This is a genomic window from Psychrobacter sp. SZ93C1 (assembly GCF_015864635.1).
Taxonomy (GTDB): domain Bacteria; phylum Pseudomonadota; class Gammaproteobacteria; order Pseudomonadales; family Moraxellaceae; genus Psychrobacter; species Psychrobacter fozii.
Genome location: NZ_JADYWY010000003.1, coordinates 102,807 through 118,452 on the forward strand (window position 1 = coordinate 102,807; position 15,646 = coordinate 118,452).

General features: G+C 41.3%; 16 protein-coding genes and 1 pseudogene. 5 read left to right on the forward strand and 12 right to left on the reverse strand.

Annotated elements, in window-relative coordinates:
- The first annotated feature begins 72 nt into the window (after positions 1–72).
- A complete protein-coding gene (locus I6E83_RS05090; RefSeq protein ID WP_265091206.1) occupies positions 73–363 on the forward strand; it encodes a glutaredoxin domain-containing protein in 291 nt (96 codons plus the stop codon).
- A 59-nt stretch (positions 364–422) separates the two neighbouring features.
- Complete coding sequence (gene truC / locus I6E83_RS05095) at positions 423–1,190, forward strand: tRNA pseudouridine(65) synthase TruC (protein ID WP_197100501.1); 768 nt, start codon at positions 423–425, stop codon at positions 1,188–1,190.
- A 66-nt stretch (positions 1,191–1,256) separates the two neighbouring features.
- On the opposite strand, the gene I6E83_RS14915 is transcribed toward truC, so the two are convergent.
- The 9 genes and pseudogenes from I6E83_RS14915 to I6E83_RS05135 all read right to left on the reverse strand — a co-directional run bounded on the left by I6E83_RS14915 (position 1,257) and on the right by I6E83_RS05135 (position 8,466).
- Entirely contained in the window at positions 1,257–1,439 is a 183-nt protein-coding gene (locus I6E83_RS14915) for a tetratricopeptide repeat protein (protein WP_281269548.1), read from the reverse strand.
- Positions 1,419–1,934, reverse strand: a pseudogene (locus I6E83_RS05100) (tetratricopeptide repeat protein); the annotation flags it as partial. The pseudogene I6E83_RS05100 and the gene I6E83_RS14915, both read right to left, overlap by 21 nt.
- A 390-nt stretch (positions 1,935–2,324) precedes the next feature.
- Positions 2,325–3,509, reverse strand: a complete 1,185-nt coding sequence (locus tag I6E83_RS05105; protein ID WP_110923021.1) for a hypothetical protein — start codon at positions 3,507–3,509, stop codon at positions 2,325–2,327.
- Between the two features lie 184 nt (positions 3,510–3,693).
- Positions 3,694–4,572 (reverse strand): carotenoid biosynthesis protein, encoded by an 879-nt coding sequence (locus tag I6E83_RS05110; protein ID WP_110923020.1) that lies wholly within the window; start codon positions 4,570–4,572, stop codon positions 3,694–3,696.
- Between the two features lie 24 nt (positions 4,573–4,596).
- Complete coding sequence (locus tag I6E83_RS05115) at positions 4,597–5,685, reverse strand: NAD(P)/FAD-dependent oxidoreductase (RefSeq protein WP_197100238.1); 1,089 nt, start codon at positions 5,683–5,685, stop codon at positions 4,597–4,599.
- 12 nt (positions 5,686–5,697) lie between these two features.
- Positions 5,698–6,663 (reverse strand): hypothetical protein, encoded by a 966-nt coding sequence (locus tag I6E83_RS05120; RefSeq protein ID WP_197100239.1) that lies wholly within the window; start codon positions 6,661–6,663, stop codon positions 5,698–5,700.
- A 70-nt stretch (positions 6,664–6,733) separates the two neighbouring features.
- Positions 6,734–7,387, reverse strand: coding sequence for a TetR/AcrR family transcriptional regulator (locus tag I6E83_RS05125; protein ID WP_110923017.1), 654 nt, complete (start codon positions 7,385–7,387; stop codon positions 6,734–6,736).
- A 77-nt stretch (positions 7,388–7,464) separates the two neighbouring features.
- The gene (locus I6E83_RS14975) at positions 7,465–7,671 is read right to left on the reverse strand and encodes a DUF4298 domain-containing protein (protein WP_181416264.1); all 207 of its coding nucleotides are present in this window, start codon (positions 7,669–7,671) and stop codon (positions 7,465–7,467) included.
- A 186-nt stretch (positions 7,672–7,857) separates the two neighbouring features.
- The gene (locus I6E83_RS05135) at positions 7,858–8,466 is read right to left on the reverse strand and encodes a nitroreductase family protein (protein ID WP_110923015.1); all 609 of its coding nucleotides are present in this window, start codon (positions 8,464–8,466) and stop codon (positions 7,858–7,860) included.
- Between the two features lie 164 nt (positions 8,467–8,630).
- Between I6E83_RS05135 and I6E83_RS05140 the strand changes: the two genes are divergently transcribed.
- Positions 8,631–8,789 (forward strand): hypothetical protein, encoded by a 159-nt coding sequence (locus tag I6E83_RS05140; protein ID WP_181416263.1) that lies wholly within the window; start codon positions 8,631–8,633, stop codon positions 8,787–8,789.
- Positions 8,790–9,136: 347 nt separating this feature from the next.
- Here I6E83_RS05140 and I6E83_RS05145 read toward each other — a convergent pair whose 3' ends face one another.
- From I6E83_RS05145 to lipB, 3 genes are all read right to left on the reverse strand, one after another.
- Positions 9,137–9,604, reverse strand: a complete 468-nt coding sequence (locus I6E83_RS05145) for a hypothetical protein (RefSeq protein ID WP_110923014.1) — start codon at positions 9,602–9,604, stop codon at positions 9,137–9,139.
- Positions 9,605–9,763: 159 nt separating this feature from the next.
- Positions 9,764–10,294 (reverse strand): inorganic diphosphatase, encoded by a 531-nt coding sequence (locus I6E83_RS05150; RefSeq protein ID WP_010198287.1) that lies wholly within the window; start codon positions 10,292–10,294, stop codon positions 9,764–9,766.
- A 198-nt stretch (positions 10,295–10,492) separates the two neighbouring features.
- Positions 10,493–11,326 carry a lipoyl(octanoyl) transferase LipB gene (gene lipB / locus I6E83_RS05155; protein ID WP_197100240.1) on the reverse strand — a complete coding sequence of 278 codons (834 nt, stop codon included), beginning with the start codon at positions 11,324–11,326 and terminating at the stop codon, positions 10,493–10,495.
- Positions 11,327–11,746: 420 nt separating this feature from the next.
- Between lipB and I6E83_RS05160 the strand changes: the two genes are divergently transcribed.
- Both I6E83_RS05160 and I6E83_RS05165 read left to right on the forward strand, forming a co-directional pair.
- Positions 11,747–13,231, forward strand: coding sequence for a coniferyl aldehyde dehydrogenase (locus I6E83_RS05160; protein WP_197100241.1), 1,485 nt, complete (start codon positions 11,747–11,749; stop codon positions 13,229–13,231).
- Between the two features lie 350 nt (positions 13,232–13,581).
- Entirely contained in the window at positions 13,582–15,537 is a 1,956-nt protein-coding gene (locus I6E83_RS05165; protein ID WP_197100242.1) for a glycine betaine ABC transporter substrate-binding protein, read from the forward strand.
- Positions 15,538–15,646: the final 109 nt, after the last annotated feature.

Below are 15,646 nucleotides of genomic sequence, written 5' to 3' on the forward strand. Positions count from 1 at the left end.
TTAGTTAAATTGCTACGAGAAGGTCTAGGACGAATTATTGCTGGTATAAGTGTCATGACCCAAGGTAATGCTATGAAACGTACTGAAGAAGATCAAGCTCTTGTTAATAAGGCTGGTGAAGGTTTATCGTTGTACCAATTTCAATCTTGTCCTTTTTGCGTAAAAGTACGTCGTCAAATTCATAAGTTAAATGTGCCTATTGAACTTCGAGATGCAAAAAATAATGAGCAATTTCGCAATGAGCTTGCTGAAAACGGTGGGCGAATAAAAGTGCCTTGTTTACGTATTCAAGAAAACAACGATGTTCAATGGATGTATGAATCTAATGATATCAATGCTTACTTGCAACAGCGTTTTGGCTAGGGCGTGTCCTCAACTCGAACAACAACTGTTAAAACGGCTAAAGTATGAGCACTGAAAACATGGATATCGAAAGCGAAACCGCTAACCAAGCTAACCCAATAGAAATCATCTATGAAGATGAGCATCTAGTAGCGATTAATAAAGAAGCTGGTCTACTGGTGCATCGCAGTTGGCTGGATAAAGGCGAGACGCGCTTTGCTATGCAACTTACCCGTGATGCAGTCGGCTGTCATGTGTTTCCAGTGCATCGGTTAGATAAGCCTACATCAGGTGTGTTGTTGTTTGCTAAGAGCCCAGCCGTGGCGCGCAGCCTTACTGAGGCGTTTACGGCACACGAAGTGACCAAGCAATATTTAGCCGTGGTGCGCGGCTTTATGTCAGAGCAGGGCAGCGTTGATTATGCGTTGAGCTTTAAGCCTGATGCCATCGCTGACAAGTTTGCCAATTTGGACAAACCCGCTCAAGAGGCGGTGACTCATTGGCAGAGTTTGGCACAAATTGAGCTGCCGTTTGCAGTGTCAAAAAAGCATGACACTAGCCGTTATAGTCTCATGCGCTTGACACCAGAGACTGGGCGTAAACACCAGCTGCGTCGGCACATGAGACATTTATTCCATCACATTGTAGGTGATACCAGCCACGGTGATATACGTCACACACGATTTTTCCGTACTCAATATGACTGTACGCGCATGCTGCTGCATGCTCAAACGTTAGCGCTCAGCCATCCGGTCACTGGCGAGCCGTTATTGCTAAAAGCAGGATTAGACGATCAATGGCTGCGTATCATGGAAGAATTTGGTTGGGTAAGTAGCACTGAAGATTGAGCAGCGTAAAGTTGAGAGGTTATTTTTGATAATCCCTTTATCTTGTCTGAAAAGGTTTAATATTCTCTATCTTGCATTTAATTGTTGATACTTATTACAACCATCTTGATTCCCATTGTCGCAAGATTTACCAAACCATTCTTTAGCAGTTTCAGAGTTCTGACGCACGCCTAAGCCTGCGTCATACATCAACCCAAGATTGTATTGAGCCTTAGCATCGCCCTGATTCGCTACTTTTTCATACCACACAGCCGCTTTCGCATAATCCTGGCGTAAGCCCTCGCCTTTGAGATACATCACTCCAAGGTTATATTGAGCCTCAGGAATTCCTTGATCCGCAGATTTTTTATACCACTCGGCTGCTTTTTCAGAATCCTGACGCACGCCTAAGCCCTTGTCATACATCACTCCAAGGTTATATTGAGCATCAGCATACCCTTGATTAGCCGATTTTTTATACCATTCAATGGCTTTCGCAGAATCCTGATGCACACCTTGGCCATGGTCGTACATCATTCCAAGGTTATATTGAGCCTTAGCATTATCTTGATCAGCCGCTTTTTTATACCACGCAGCTGCTTTAGCATAATCCTGATGCACACCTTGGCCATTGTAGTACATCACTCCAAGGTTATATTGAGCATCAGCATACCCTTGATTAGCCGATTTTTTATACCACGCAGCTGCTTTAGCATCATCCTGATGCATGCCTTGGCCGTTGTTGTACAGTATTCCAAGGCTATATTGAGCATCGGCTGATACTTAACAATAGATAACAAAATCATTTTAAATAAATACGGCTCTAAACTTGATGACACTGATACATTTGCCTAGAAATAATACCGTTTTCTATGGAGGTGCATGAAAGAAGTCGAATACCAAGTCACCTGCAATAAATCGCCAAGACAGGTGTGGTTTGATTATTATCTTCAGGCTGCGTAACTAAAATTTCGGGAGTTTCCCAAGTTTATGTGTCCGGATTGACGGATGGGCTCAAAACCTCTTATCAGGTGTCCTAAATTAGTTGACCACTACACCCCAACTTACTCTTCATTCAGACCTTTATGTTGCACTGCTAGTTGAATCCACGACTTGTTCCATAATCCAAAATAGGAATTAAATAATCAGATTTATTTAATTCCAAATATAAGCCTTTTTATTATTGCCAAAAAACATTTGCTCCCATAATCCTTCTTGTTCAATTACTTGCACCTTTCCATCTTTTTCAATTGTTAGAATTACCTTACCTAGTGTTCTTATATACGTTGGGTTAGCCCCCATCATTTTTGCCATTGTTCTTTTTGCAAAGGAAAGAGAGCTAAGAAGACTATCCACAGCAATATCCTTCTCTCGTATAAATTCTACTTTATATACCGTACCGTCATCAGACTCTTGAATATAAGTTAGGCTATTATCATAGAACTTACCTGTCACTGGGTGTTGTATCGTGTCGCCTCTAATAACAACTGTTTTACTTTGGTCAAATTCGAAAATAACACCATCTTTTGCAAGCATAAACTGAGATATCTGAGTGAATCCTGTCTCTTCTTTCGAGATAATATCACTGGCAATGATATTGTATTCTCCAACTTTAGCTCGCCCCCAATACCAATGATTAATAATTTTATCCATTGAGATATTTCCCCAATTATGATCATGGTATCCCGTGCCTTTAAGCTCTTTAGTAACACCATCAACGGTTAAATTAGCGGTAATATCTGATGAAGGCTGTGCAACAAACCATGCCATAAAGTTCTCTTTTTTATCGTCAAAGTAGGCATATCCTGTATCGGGTCTCCACATAGGAAGAGTGGATTTCATAAAAGCACTAAATTCTACTGAGCCATCATTAAAATACAACTGATAGTCTCCATCTACATATTTTAAATAAGAGTCTCCAACGCTAACGTCTCCTTTTTCTTTTGAGGCATTAATTAAAGTCCCTTCTGGCTCATTTACACTTCTTTTTACCTCAGTTCCATCAGGGTAGGTAATCGTTAATTTTACGTTTGGATTAGAAGGGCCTGATATATCAAAACCACTCGTTGTATAGAATGCGGCAACGACTGTTATTCCATCGTTTAATTCCATATCAACATACCACCACTCATATGAGCCAGATTTCCCATCTGTTCTCATACCGTCTTCCCATATGGCCGTCTCACCTTCTTTAATGCCTAACTTTTCATACATTTCTGCTGATTTCGCTTGTCCTGCAAACTCATGAACGCCATCATTTATTGGTTCTGACGTGCATGCCGTTAAAAAAGCAACTACACAAAAAATTGTTATCGTTTTAAAAACTTTATTTTTAAACATTTCATTTTCTTCTATTACGTTAGATGACGTTGCGGTAAAACACTTATAAGTGTCTACCTAATTTGCTTATAAACAGATCTTTGCCTTTAAGTTTACCAGTAACCCAATTACCCAATAATATTCCGGCACAATATTATGATTATGCCGGAATAGTTTATCTACCTTAATAGTAAAGCTTATTAGCCTAATTTTTTTTCATGTTTTTATTGCTTAAAACTTTTACTGTACCTAGAACAGTAACAAAAAACATTGTGAATATAGAAACCAATGCCAAAGATCCAAGTAAATCCTTAGTCCACCATTGATGACCATCCAATGTCGTAATTAAAGTATTTTCATTAAAGATATAGGTTGTTATGAACTCAACAGCAATAACGCCATACATTAAAATAGGTTGTAACCAATGGTTTCTGTCATATATTGATATTGCTTCTTCAGGAAACTTCTCACTTTGTGATCTTTGATACAGTGCAAAAATCTGAAATATTGTGAACACACATAGGAACCATCCTAGAAAATTACTAAAAGGAACTCCAAAAAATACACCGCCATTTTCCCATGTCCATGCTTTTAACATAGTGGCTCTATGTGGATCCATTGAAAGATCCCACATTACCATAAGGAATGATGCTATCAGTGGAACTGTATATACTGAAGAATCTTTAAGTTTAGCATCAAACTTATCTAGTAACACATGTGCTACTGTCCATGTTAGGTACCCCACTGCAAAATATGAAGGCATTATCTGAATTGGAACAAGCCATATCTTTTGTCCAAGAAATGCAGAATAGTCATAACTCCCAAATGGGAAGCCCGTCAGAATACTAATCGTTTCATAAGTCCAACTTACAACACAAGTAATGATAAAAAATATTAGAAACTTTTTAAGACCATATTTGTGTATTCCGTGAACACATGCAAATACGAACAATACAATCGTTGTATAAAAAGGCGTTAATGGGCCAAGTAAGCCATCACCAGTACTTCCGAGAATGAAGTTTAGTACAGCAAGTAAGGCTATACACATCCACATGGTTTGTTGTTGAAATTTTGTGTTTATCATTGTTGAATTTCCAACCTATCAATTTTAATCTTCCAAACCAAAGAGTTTACGATATTTACTAATGAATAAATCTTTGCCTTTGATAGCACTCGTTATCCAGTTTCCAAACGTACCAATAACCAAAAATGAATTGCCTTTTTTAGGACCTAGCGGTAGAAATAACGGAGATTTTCCGTCTTTCCATGGTTCATAAGGTTTAATTTCTGCTAGTTGCTGTTCTGCTGCTAGTGCTTTGAACGTTTTGCTTAGCCAAGGCACCTGTCGGCCAACAGCTACAATCGTCATTGCATCACCCCCACTCGCCACATCACCTGCTGCAAATACATTAGCAAAAGAAGAAGGGCGTAAGTAGTTATCGACTTTCACTCTTCCAGATTTCTCTATATTAATGTTAGGTAGTCTGGCTAATATGTCAGATACAGCATGTGAACCAACGGCTGGAATGATCAAATCTGCAATGACAGTCGTCCCATCTGACAATTCAAGAGTGCCTGAATAGGGATCTGTTAAACTCTCAAGGTTATTCACTCGCACACCAAATTTTACATCAACACCAGCGTCATTAAGTTTTGATGTAAGTTCAGCACCAAACTTCGGTGGCATTTGTAGAAACAGGCTCGCCTCGCTAGAGATTAACGTGACGTGTTTGTCAGGCATGCCATAGCTGATTTCACCCGCCATTTCCGAGCCAACCGTACCAGCGCCGACAATAGCAACAGACGATGCTGCTTTTAACTTGGCATGTAAACCTGTAATGACAGCACGGAAGTCATCGATACTATCGCCCGCAGGTTTGAATGCAGCGCCATTAGTGGAGCCCGTCGAGATCACGATATAGTCAGCATCGACCTGTATGCCATCCATTAATGTGACACCGCTTTCATCGACGCTAGTTACCTTGCCGTGCAACACCTTCCCTACTGAAAGAAGATTATCGTAAGGCATTAAAGCTCGATCCAACAGCGTTGTGTTAACTATGGCACGTATCATCGCGGGTGCATGAACGAAGGCTTTTCGTTGCTCTATGAGCGTAACATCTAGATGATTTTCTAATGATTTGGCCAGTTCAGCGCCTAAATATCCGCCACCGACTATTATAATTTTCTTTGTCATTCTTGATATCTCTTATTTTTTTGGGTAAACAATTTCATGCAAACCTTCTGACAGATAGGTCTGGGTGACACCATCACGAGTAACGATGAGCTCTTCCTTGGCTATGTAACGATAAGCATCTTCTCCGGGCATAAACTGTCCTGGCTCAACCATTACTAATTCTTTAAGGTCGATATTGACGATATAGCTTAAATCGCCTTTTGAGCCTGTCAGCGTCAAGCTTTTTGAGAAAGTGTAACCCATCGTTTGTTCGCTCATGGTGTCATTAATGACTGCCGTGGCTTTAACGTTCTCTGGGTCTGTTATCGATTCAGAAGGAGATATGATGAGATTTTCACGGTCAGTGACCAATGCACCAGTCTGCAATATAGTGTCATCAAAATTCATAATGACTGAATAATCAACGGAGATATCAGGTGAATGCACTTTTCCCCAGTACCAGTTTTTTACCATGCCTGCTAGGCTTTTTTCACCCCAGTTATGATCGTGATAGCCAGTGCCTTTTACTTGGATGGTTTCGCCATCCTTATAAAGCTCACCTTCTATATCACCAGAAGGAACTGCAACCGTCCAAGGCATAGGCGTGTCGGTACCTTCAGAGGTATACGGGTGATTACCTTTGTTGAGCGTTAACTTAGCTCCATAACCATCAATCATGGTATAGAACTCCAAATAGTCGCCACAGTCTTTGCAGTACTCTTCTTCACCAAAGGTCACATCGCATTTTTCATAACTCGTTGTGACATCTGCTTCTGTGTATTTTCTTATTCTAGCGATTTCAGATTGCCCCTTAGGGTAGATGTTTAATCTAATAGAAGGCTGCCTTGGTTTTAACCGAGTGTCATTTAGCGAGTACATAACGACAAGGTAGTCGCCATTATCAAAATGGGCGTCGAAGTACCACCACTCCATGTGTTCTTCTCGATTGGTTACTGGGAAATCGATATGTGTTGCGTCTGCTCTAATATAATCCGTCATTTACGAACCTCTTTTAAGTAGGAATTTTACCCAGAAATATCTTTTGGTTAATGAGTGTGGTTCATCGCTTTTAACTAAGGCTGTTTTTGTCACTAAAGAGCATTAAAACATAGTCAACATGTCGCTCTATAACCTCATCAGAAAAAGCATCTTCGCCTGATAATCGTTCGAACTCAGGTGCAAAAGTGAAGATAGAGGTCGCAGCACCAATAAATAAATACCGTATGTGCAAACCATTACCTTGCGGAATCAATCCCAACTCTTGAGCTTGACGCAAAATACTTAATTCAGCTTCAGAACCTGACGTCAGGAATCGATCGGCCAGCCAGTTCAATCGCTCAGAACCATTTTGATTTGCCTGCACCATGAACCGATTAAAATCTGGAACGATGGCGCAAAACTCTATGAAGTTTCTGAGGAGTACACGAATCATGGCATGAGGTTCTATTCCTTTCAGTGCCATAATCCGTTCTTTAGATAGCCTATCGTATCTTTCAAAAACCCATTCCGCTGTGGCCTTCCAAAGTGCTTCCTTACTTCCAAAATGATGAGAAATAAGGGTGTGATTCACACCTGCTTGGCTAGCAATCACTCGGACAGAGACACCTTCAAAACCTGAAGACGCGAACTCAGATAATGCCGCCTCAAGAATTTTTAACTTAGTCTCTTGGGATCGCTCTTGTTCGGAGCGTTTTTTTATTTGCTTCTCATTTTTAGTGTTCATAGTTACCTCAAGATGACCAACTCACTAAACTAAACGATTGGTTAATATATATTACTTCGAAAAATAAAGTTTTAGAATCAACGGTCTATAACATCTAGTTCCAGCCTCATCCAGAAAACTACCTGTTCTTGGTGATCGGTTAATGCACTCCAAAGAGCGTCTTCACTGATGATGGAACACCTATTATCTGCGCAATCAACCATCAGGTTGCCTTCATGACCGTCTCTCCACTGCTCACTTTGGTAGTAAGTTTGTAGCTCAGACAATAATGTACAGGCTGCCACCCATTTTTTCTGCGCACCTTTTATCTATTCATGTAGCTCATGCTAACGCTCATATTTTTTTGTAGCGCTTGGGCATCAAAAACATTCATTACATTACTCCAGCTTATAATTATAAAAAAACCAATGAAACCGCTCAGATATATTCATAGCAGCGTCATTGGTTGTATTTTATTAAAAGCTAATATGTTAGCCAAATACTTTCATACGATCTTCAACGGGCTGGAACTCTTTGTTGCCTGCTGGCTGCTCAATAGCACCGAACACCATTTGCGCATTCAACTCCCAATCATCAGCAATATTCCATGCCTCAGTAACTTTCTGATCGATGACAGGATTATAATGCTGTAAGTTGGCACCGATATTAATACTTGCCAATGCCGTCCAAATCACATATTGATGCATAGCACTGGTTTGATGTGCCCAGATTGGGAATTTATCCGCATACAAAGGTGCTGCTTCTTGCATGTTTCTCACAACGCCTTTGTCCTCGAAGAACAATACTGTACCCGCACCCGCTCTAAAGCCTGCGATTTTATCTTTAGTACCTTGGAACTTCTCGTCATCACCGACGATAGCCTTAAGTGTCTCTTCAGTGATGTCCCATAATTTTTTATGATCCTCACCGAATAACACCACGATACGTGCCGACTGTGAGTTAAAAGCGGATGGCGTATGCAAGACTGCATGCTCAACCAGTTTAACCACTTCATCGTTAGAAACAGGCAGCTGATCGCTTAGTGCATAGATAGAACGGCGCTTTTCGGCTAGTTGTTGTAAGTCTTTTAAATTTGACATAATTTTCTCCAGTGATTATTTATGAGTCTAAGAACTAAGTTATACAGCTAAATGGTAATCAACCTTTAAAGCTTTGATGTGATTCAGGCGCTGGCAGACGTTGCATGTCAGAGTCGACATTACCAAAACGCTTATGACCGTTATTCCAATCGACAATTGATCTCTTGCTTATTATCCGCGACGAAGTTCCACCAGAGCTATACCATACTGATAGCACGCGCCGCACCACCAGTGTCTGGAAAGATGCTTTGTTCCGTGCTCAGACCCATACCTACGGTCATGACACTGACTTGGTTATTAGTAGTGACTTACTTGTTACTTGAGCTATTTTTATGCAAAATATTACCTTGTGGATTAATCTCAACTCACTAAACTAAACGATTGGTTAATATAAATCAAGTAAATTAAACTAATGTACAATTTAAAAAAAGTTATACAAATTGTATAGATGTGCACGGTATACCCCAAGGGAACCAGCTATTTCACCCTTCAAACCTATTAACAGACTACTCAAAACAGACTGGTATAATGGAACCACTCAAAACAGACTAACGCCATTAGCAGAGCTCTTTAGAATTTTAGCGTCATCTATGCAGATAATTAGATTCACTAGCTGCCGCTAGTCGGTATAAATGTTTATAAGAAGAACGACACAGTATGGTGCTTTTACTTAACCAAACACTTGCCATAATATCCAAAACAACCCTGCCATAACGACAGCGATAACCAGCAACCGTTTTACCCAATAAGGCAGTAATGGTTTTTTATATCCTAAGTCATCAAGCTGACTCTCTACACCATCTTGCAGGTTCTTAAACGATTTACCTGTCTTATTGACTTTGAGACGATTTTTGACCAATTTATCAGATTTATCTTCCGTTTCTGGTTCTCTATCAAAACTAATAGCCTGACTGGGTATGCCTTGTTTATTTGCGATAGTATTGAGCTTCTGCTGCTGTTTTACCTTTAGCTGTGTCTCATAAGCATCAATCCGTATCTTGGCTTCATCCATGCTGATGTTTTCGTCAGATGCCAATGTTTTGATGGCCATCACCAGATTGTTTTTTTCAATCATGATGGTGATTTCTTTTGGCAGCTTTGTATTGACTGGTTTTGAGCTAGGATCGGCGTTAAACATGGTTGTCCTTATTGCGACGTAAAAATATAAATATAGTGTTGCGTTTATTATAGCTGCTTTACAGACGTAATATTCAAGCAAAAAAATACCGCAATCATAATCATGACTGCGGTATTTTAATATCTATCTTTATCAGCATTTTTGCCAATCTTTGATAAATTATAAATCTTTCCAACGTTGGATAGACTCTTTGATGACTTCTTTGGCTTCTGCAACATCACCCCAAGATTCAACAACCGTAGTACCTGGTTTTTTCAGGTCTTTATAATGGCTGAAATGGAACTCTAATTGGTTGATCAGCTGTTTTGGTAAATCAGCTAGGCTGTTGTAAGCATTGCCTGTGTCACGGTCGTCAGCAGGTACGACAACGATTTTGTCATCCACTTCGCCGTCATCAACGAACTTCATGACACCGATTACTTTGGCTTTTAAGAAAATGCCTGTCGGTAATGGTTGCTCAGTAAGCAATAATACATCTAACTCATCGCCATCTTCGTCAAGCGTTTGAGGGATAAAGCCATAGTTGCAAGGCTTAGCAAAAATCTGTGGATCAATACGATCAAGCTCAAATACGGCTAGTTCGCGATTCCATTCGATTTTGTGGCTGCTACCAGCTGGAATTTCTACTACTACGTTGATGATGCCGCCATCTACGTCGCCTGCGTCTAGAATTTTATTAAAATCAGCCATAAAATGCTCCAGTTCTATTTTGTTTTAAATATTCGAATAATATATAAGGGTTGGGCTGCGATATTGTCATATCATCGCTGCACCAATTGTACCGACAGCGATTATAGCAAGTTTGCTACAAATTTTCTCATATTGCTTAAGTCTAAGGGCGCAAGAGATTATGCAAAAAAAGATTATGCAAAAATGAACTCAAAGCATTTATTTGGGTGCGAGTGCTCGTAACTCAATCAGTCCAGCATGGCGCTTGGCAATATTATCAATCAGCTTCTGAGTTACTTGCTGATAGCTTAAAGCGTTGCTTATCTGTTGAGTATCTTGTGCATCTGGCGCTTTCTGCATGGCCACAAAATCAGACAGTCGTAACATTTGCATACCTGCATAACCACAAGGATTGATGGCGTTAAATGCTGACAAATCACAATTTAAATTGACAGCAATACCATGGTAACTAAAGCCATGCTTGATCTTAAAGCCTAGAGAGGCCACTTTCCCAAGCATGATTTTATCATCAGGAGAGGTATCATTGGTTTGCGTATCGATATTGTTATCTGGTTCAGGCATATCCGCATATAAGTAAACACCGGGTGCATCACGGCGTGCGTGGGCACTGATATTGTCACTCTTTGAGGCATCCGACTCTTGTAAGCATTCATTCATCACATCTTCGATAGCTTGTTCTGCATGTGATACCAAGTTGCGCACACTCCAGCCTAAGCTGTGCAAGTCGAATAGCCAATAAATAACCAGTTGTCCATGGCCGTGCCAAGTGACTTGACCACCGCGATCAGTCTTGATAATTGGGGTGTCAGTGCGCTGTAATATGTGCTCTTCTTTGCCTGCCTGCCCAAGTGTATAGACGTCATTGTGATCGACAATCCATAATTCATCAGGTGTGCGTATACCTTGCTCTTTTTTTAAGGCAATCCGCTCAAGCGTACGCTCAAGCATTGCATCATGGGTCGGATTATAGTCGGCTGCTGATAGATATTTAGTGATAAATGTTTCACTAAGCGGTTGCGTGGTATTTTCCATGAGAGTAGCAGTCTTATTGTTGTCTGGTTTAAGAGTTTGAATTATTAATATTTTGAATGTGTCGTTTCTTGATATGAAGTGTAGCAGTTTTTCAGATTGTCACCCAAAGTTATATTTTGTGCCTGTGTAAAAAGTGCTTGTGTAAACTGTATCTCTATAAATTGAGACTTTATAAATTTCGCCTCTGTAAAACTCATAAAGGCCAGCTGTGTACAGACGCAGTAGTCAACTGAATCTGCTGTTCATTGGCTATCGACTAGGCTACATTAGAATGTAATGAATGGAAGCTCACGATTATTTATCGTTTAGAGGTTGCCATTGCCGCAATCCCTTGACTAGAAATATAGAGTCTGTGACCCAATATAAAAGCTATAACCCAAGATAGTATAGTGACGCCAAGACATATAACAAGGAAGCTAAATGACAGATAACAACCAAAATACTAGCGAGCAGACTGCAATCGATACCAGTCTAGTCACACAAGGAGCGCCTAAAATGCTTAGTACCGCCAATACTATTGATGAGATGCACGCACAGTTTGCACATCTGCAAGCACTAAGCCGGACGAAGCCAATCAATGATTGGGCAACTCGTGAGACGCAACTCGACAACTTAGAGATCATGCTCAGCGATAATCAAGTCAGTTTTGCTAAGGCAATCAATGCAGATTTTGGTTATCGTAGTGAGTCGGAGACGCAGTTTGCCGAGCTGTTTCCGAGCTTTACGGGTATCAGCCATGCCAAAAAACATGGCAAAAAATGGATGAAAACTCAGCGTGCTTCTATTTCAGCCTTGTATATGCCAGCTCACAACGAAATCCAGCCGCAGCCACTAGGTGTCGTCGGTATCATGGTGCCTTGGAACTACCCGTTGTTTTTGGCAGTAGGGCCGTTGATTGATGCGTTGACGGCGGGCAATCGGGTGATGATTAAAATGAGTGAAGCAGCACCGCAATTTGCCCAAGCATTTGCGGATGCGGTTGCGCGGTATTTTTCTCCAGACATGGTCTGTGTGGTTTTAGGCGAGGTCGATATCGCTGCTGCATTTAGCTCGTTACCGTTTGATCACCTGCTTTATACAGGGTCAACGGCAGTGGGCAAAAAAGTCATGGCAGCGGCTGCTCCTAATTTGACGCCAGTCACGCTTGAGCTTGGTGGTAAGTCTCCCGTGGTTGTATTGGATGATGCCAATCTAGAGTCTGTGGTCAATCGAGTGATGATGGGCAAGACATTAAATGCTGGTCAAACCTGTATTGCCCCTGACTATGTGTTGATTCAACGTCAATATCATGAGCAGTTCATCAGTTTGGCAAAAGCGTGGATGGAAAAACACTATCCTAATATTGAAAACAATCCAGATTATTCGCGCATCATCAATGGTGACCAGTTTAAACGAGTCAAAGGCTATCTAGATTCGTTGTCAGGTAACGAGATACATCCGCTTACTGCTGTTGAGGCCAATATTGAAACGCGTCTAATGCCGCCAGTGATTGTGAGTGAGCCTGCGGCTGATAGTGCCGTCATGCAAAATGAGATTTTTGCACCGATACTGCCATTGATGCATTATGAGACGCTTGATGATGCAATTGCGTTTGTGAATGCACGTCCACGACCGTTAGCCTTATACATTTTTGGTGATAACCATGGTGGTATCGAAAAAGTGCGTAACAACACGGTCTCTGGTGGTCTATGTATTAATGAAGTTCTGATACATGTGGCCCAGCATGATCTGCCGTTTGGCGGTGTCGGTGAATCAGGTACTGGTGTTTACCATGGCAAGGCAGGATTTGAGCGTTTAAGCCATATGAAACCCGTGTTTGTACAATCGAAGCTAAACGGTCTGAATCTATTATTGCCACCTTATGGCGGCTTGTTCAAAAAGGCTATGGCACTGTTTTTGAAATAGTATTTTGAAGTAGTGATATATTCAAGTTTGAAATAGCGATGCTTTTAATATTACTGTGTTTAAGCAGCTGTTTTGACTATGTCAGGGTCATATCATTGATATGCTAAACAGACAATATGATAAGAAATAGCATTTACTTAGGTAAGTGCTATTTTTTTGTCAAAAATATGAGTAGATTGATAAGGTTTAATCACTATTTTCAATATTATTAGCAGCGTGATAATGGTGCTGACTAAGCGAAAAATAAGTATTTGTCATCAGTCTGATAAGTCGCTACACTTTATAGTAAGTCTAGACAGTAGTATCGTGTCATCGATTTAATGCCGCATCAATTATCAATAGGACACCCCATGCGCCAATGGATTGCGTTAAGTTTACTCTGTATGATCTCGCTGTTACTGTCGATATCGGCGTCAGCAGCTTGCGAATCACCGATTAAGTTTGGCGCGCTGACATGGGAGAGTGGCCAGTTCACCTCAGGGGTGCTCAAGTACATCGCTGAAGAGGGTTATGGTTGTACAGTTGAAGAGGTGCCAGGAGCAGGCCCTGCGCTTGATACGGCGTTGTCACAAAATGATATCCAAGTCATTGGTGAGCAGTGGGTTGGCCGCTCACCGATTATGGAGCGAGCTATTGAGCAGAATAAGGTAGCAATCATTGGTGATACGCTTAAGGGCGGCGCAACCCAAGGTTGGTATGTCCCTGACTATGTATTAGAAGAAAATCCAGGTCTACGCAGTTATCAGGATCTGCCTAAATACGCTGAGCTGTTTAAAGATCCTGAAGATCCTAGCAAGTCTCGTTTTATGAACTGTCCCTCTGGTTGGACGTGTGAGATTTTTAACACACGTTTGCTAAAAACCACAGGTCTAGACAGTGTCTTTAACAATGCCCATCCTGGTACAGGTGCTGCGCTTGATGCCGAAATTTCTTCTGCCTTTGAGCAGCATAAGCCACTCTTATTTTACTACTGGCAGCCTACTGGCCTGATGGCAAAATATGACTTTGCGCCATTGGGTTTTCCGGCTCATAACGATGCCTGCTGGCAAGATTTGTTACGAGCTGATGGTACTGTTGATTGTGTCTCTGGATTCCCTGTATCGCCTTTAGGTATTGCAGTCTCTACGCCATTTATTGAGTCTAATCCTGAGCTGGCAGATGTCTTCAAAAAAATACAGTTTACTTCTGATGAGCTCAATGGCGCTATCTTAGAAATGAGCGAAAGCAAACGTAGTGGCGATGAGCAAGCATTGGTTTTTTTGCGTGAAAACCCAAACGTTTGGCAAAAATGGTTATCTGACGAGGCTGCTACCAATCTTGCGGCGAAGTTAGGTATCAGCTTAACAGGCGATGCTATCGACAATACGGCTGTTAATAATAACTCTGCCAGTGATAACTTTGCCAGTGATAACCAGCTCGGCCTCGCATCAAGCTTCCCCTCATGGTCACTGGAGACACCGCTCAATAACACATTGGCAAGTATTGTTCAAAATTACGGCGACGTCTTTCGCAGCATCAGTACGATGGCATTAACCTATTTATTGCTACCGATTGAGCGCCTATTAACAGCCATTCCACCATGGTTGATTATTGCGTTTGTCACGGTATTGGGTTGGCTTGGCGTGCGTAAGGTTTGGTTTGCGCTGGCATGCGGTGCAGGGCTGTTCCTCATTGGTGCCTTTGGACTATGGGGTGCGTTGATTGATACTTTTGCACTGCTCATCGTATCAGTATTGGTTACGGTAGTAATTGGTATTCCTATTGGCATTGCGATGGCTGGCAGTCAGCTGCTCCGCAAGGTTGTGACACCGATACTAGATGTTATGCAGACCATGCCAAGCTTTGTCTATCTCATACCAGTACTCATGTTGTTTGGGATTGGTAAAGTGCCTGCATTGTTTGCCACTATTATTTATGCACTGCCGCCATTAATTCGTCTGACGACATTAGGGATTACGCAAGTCAATCATGAAATGGTAGAGGCGGGGCGCTCATTTGGTAGCACACATTTGCAGTTACTTATTTGGATTAAATTGCCCCAAGCATTGCCTAGTATCATGGCGGGCGTCAATCAAGCGGTAATGATGTCGTTATCCATGGTGGTGCTTGCTTCTATGATTGGAGCGCCTGGTCTTGGCGAAGATGTTTTGCAATCTATTCAAACCCTCAATATAGGTCAAGGCTTACAAGCTGGTACGGCGATTGTCATCGTTGCTATTATTATTGACCGTATTACTCAGGCATTTGGTCAAGGCAAACGTGCCCGTCAAAAAACGATTGACGCGAGCAGACACTCGATTGGTTAATGGTTTGGCTAACTATAAAAGAAAGTAAGCTGACATTTGAATATGAGAGTTTGAATATGAGAGTTTGAATATGAGAGTTTGAAGATGAACATTTGAATGGGCTAACAAT

Bases quoted from the DNA above. Each gene is read 5' to 3' on its own strand.
- I6E83_RS05125 (WP_110923017.1), bottom strand. From the start codon at position 7,387: ATGAACACTAAAAATGAGAAGCAAATAAAAAAACGCTCCGAACAAGAG.
- I6E83_RS05120 (WP_197100239.1), bottom strand. From the start codon at position 6,663: ATGACGGATTATATTAGAGCAGACGCAACACATATCGATTTCCCAGTA.
- I6E83_RS05090 (WP_265091206.1), top strand. From the start codon at position 73: ATGAAACGTACTGAAGAAGATCAAGCTCTTGTTAATAAGGCTGGTGAA.
- I6E83_RS05150 (WP_010198287.1), bottom strand. From the start codon at position 10,294: ATGGCTGATTTTAATAAAATTCTAGACGCAGGCGACGTAGATGGCGGC.
- I6E83_RS05105 (WP_110923021.1), bottom strand. From the start codon at position 3,509: ATGTTTAAAAATAAAGTTTTTAAAACGATAACAATTTTTTGTGTAGTT.
- I6E83_RS05165 (WP_197100242.1), top strand. From the start codon at position 13,582: ATGCGCCAATGGATTGCGTTAAGTTTACTCTGTATGATCTCGCTGTTA.
- lipB (WP_197100240.1), bottom strand. From the start codon at position 11,326: ATGGAAAATACCACGCAACCGCTTAGTGAAACATTTATCACTAAATAT.
- I6E83_RS05145 (WP_110923014.1), bottom strand. From the start codon at position 9,604: ATGTTTAACGCCGATCCTAGCTCAAAACCAGTCAATACAAAGCTGCCA.
- I6E83_RS05135 (WP_110923015.1), bottom strand. From the start codon at position 8,466: ATGTCAAATTTAAAAGACTTACAACAACTAGCCGAAAAGCGCCGTTCT.
- I6E83_RS05160 (WP_197100241.1), top strand. From the start codon at position 11,747: ATGACAGATAACAACCAAAATACTAGCGAGCAGACTGCAATCGATACC.
- I6E83_RS05115 (WP_197100238.1), bottom strand. From the start codon at position 5,685: ATGACAAAGAAAATTATAATAGTCGGTGGCGGATATTTAGGCGCTGAA.
- I6E83_RS05110 (WP_110923020.1), bottom strand. From the start codon at position 4,572: ATGATAAACACAAAATTTCAACAACAAACCATGTGGATGTGTATAGCC.
- truC (WP_197100501.1), top strand. From the start codon at position 423: ATGGATATCGAAAGCGAAACCGCTAACCAAGCTAACCCAATAGAAATC.